The sequence below is a fragment of the Campylobacter sp. 2457A genome (genome assembly GCF_020135895.1).
GTDB lineage: Bacteria > Campylobacterota > Campylobacteria > Campylobacterales > Campylobacteraceae > Campylobacter_D > Campylobacter_D taeniopygiae.
Map to the genome: position 1 here is coordinate 1 of NZ_JACHTO010000061.1, position 1,585 is coordinate 1,585.

General features: G+C 25.2%; 1 protein-coding gene. It reads right to left on the reverse strand.

All coding sequences use genetic code 11. From position 1 onward, the window contains the following. Positions 1–1,568: type VI secretion system tip protein VgrG (gene vgrG / locus H2280_RS08285; RefSeq protein ID WP_337216241.1), on the reverse strand; the 1,568-nt coding region annotated here is incomplete at its 3' end. Positions 1,569–1,585: the final 17 nt, after the last annotated feature.

Genomic DNA, 1,585 nt, shown 5'->3' on the forward strand with positions numbered 1-1,585 from the left:
TTAGTCCCATTATACAAACTTCCACTTACATAAGGTTTATCTATATCATCATCCAAAAAAGAAATAATCACTTCATCTCCAATTCTTGGAGTATGATAAAAACCTGAATGATTACTTGCTATACTTGAAGCTACTCTTAAAAAAGGAGTGTGATGATATAAACTTTCTTTTTCGTCTAATTCTTCTTGATTAGCATAAAGATTAATCCTTACTTTAACCCTTCCATACTCATCAGTATAAATAGTATTTCTTTCACTTTCTATATCTTTACTTTCTCCTATAACAATACCTTGAGTGCTATTAGGAGCTTTAGGTTTAGCTTTAAAGCTTGGAGTAAAGATAATATTCTTTTTTAATAAAGTTAAAGTGTTAGAATAAGATTTGCTTAAATTTAAATCTTTTAAATTTAAATGATCATTCGTATCAATAGAATTAGCTAAGATAGCATCATCAATTAAAATTTGAGTATTAGCAATAATAATAAAGTCTTTAAGTAAATTGGATGAATTAGCTTTTTGATTATAATTTAAAGTGATAAAATCTCCTAAGCTAAGATGATAAATATTACTTTTTGCTAAGAAGCTTTCATTTAAGACTAAAGCTCTTTTTTCTTTAAGAGTAGGTTTGGTTTTTAAATCAATATTCTTTGTAAAAGAATATTCACTTTCATAAGAGTGTTCATTATAATAAGCTTTATTGTTAAGTTCTTGTTCATAAGCAACTTTATTAGAATGTAAAGATAAAAGATTTAAAGGAGTGTTAGCATTGATACTAGAATGCGTAAAAGAATTAGTTCTTAAACTTTGTTCTTTATAGATAGAAGAAATACAAGTTTGATTTAGAGTATTATTGATATTAGGATTATATTCTATCTCTTTGGTTTTTGTATTTTTATACACATCACAAAAATAAATAGTATTCTCATCTTCATAAAAAAATATCCCATTATTATGGCTTAATCTTGTGATCAATTCTAAATCACTTTCATTGTATTGAGAGATGAGTTCTTGCTCTTCATAATTTAAATGTATATTAGAATAATCAATTTGCTTGTGTAATATATCTTGATAAAAACTAAGGGTTTGTTTGATCACTTCTATAATATTAGTATGAGTATAAATACGATTGGCTTTATTTAAAGAAAGTCTTTTTAAAACAGATTCTAGTTTAAAAGAAAAAAAGTGCTTGTATTTTAATTGTTTAGTATTTGAGGAGTTATCATTGATATTAGATGTGCTTTCATGATTAATGCCTAGATATTTTATATAAGTGATAATTCCTTTATAATTTTTAACTTCATTTGTGTCAAAATTTAAAGTATTGTTTTCATAAGGATTATGAATACTTAAAATGGCTTCTTGATCGATTAAAACATTAGGATGAAAATTAAAATCTTGACTTAGATTAAATAAGCTTTCATCTAAACTTTCAAAAAAACCTTCACATTCTATAGAAAAAAGTTCTTCAAGACTTTCTTTGATGATGGCTTTAGTGATTTTAAAGGGTAGGGGATTGGAAGATGAATTAGAATTTAATATATTAAGATTCATAAAGGAATTTGGGGGCATGTTTTCTCCTTAGTGTG